Origin of the sequence: Paraburkholderia sp. EG304, assembly GCF_046543485.1 — a bacterium.
Lineage (GTDB): Bacteria > Pseudomonadota > Gammaproteobacteria > Burkholderiales > Burkholderiaceae > Paraburkholderia > Paraburkholderia youngii.
Genome location: NZ_JBKGUA010000301.1, coordinates 1 through 548, shown reverse-complemented (window position 1 = coordinate 548; position 548 = coordinate 1). Strand labels below are relative to the sequence as shown.

Here is a 548-nt window from a genome sequence, read left to right as displayed (position 1 = left end):
GGAAGACCGCACGCCGGATGAGGCATACTTCGCGACACTGCCTGCGATCAAATCGGCAGCATGAACGCCCCGGTGGTTCCACTTAAAAATCTCGGGACCCTGCCCGAACAAGCGGCGCCACCTCTATCGGCACCTCCCGCGGGGCGTTGATCGCCCGCAAGGCAGCCAGATTCGATCCGCTCTTGTCGATCGTCACGGTCTCGGGTTCGCCATTCTGGTCGATTGCCTTTTCGAAATAGGCCCGGGCCGCAGCCTTATCCCGTGGGGCTCGCAGCAGAAAATCAACGGTGTTGCCTGCCTTGTCGACAGCCCGATAGAGATACCGCCACTCACCCCTGATGCGAATGTAGGTCTCGTCCATCCTCCAACTCTTGCCGACCGTCCGTTTGCGCCGTCGAAACGCCTTCTCGAGGACCGGCAACAGTTTGAGTGCCCAACGATGAACGGTCGAATGATCGACCGCAATCCCGCGCTCGGCCATCATCTGTTCAAGATGGCGCAGGCTCAGCGGATAAGCCACGTACCACCGAACGCACAGCAACATCACG

The 548-nt window shown here is 60.0% G+C and carries 1 pseudogene; it reads right to left on the bottom strand.

What is annotated here, in order from left to right:
- Nucleotides 1-118: 118 nt before the first annotated feature.
- Nucleotides 119-547: pseudogene (locus ACLFKU_RS43980) on the bottom strand (IS6 family transposase); the annotation flags it as partial.
- Between the last annotated feature and the right edge of the window lies 1 nt (nt 548).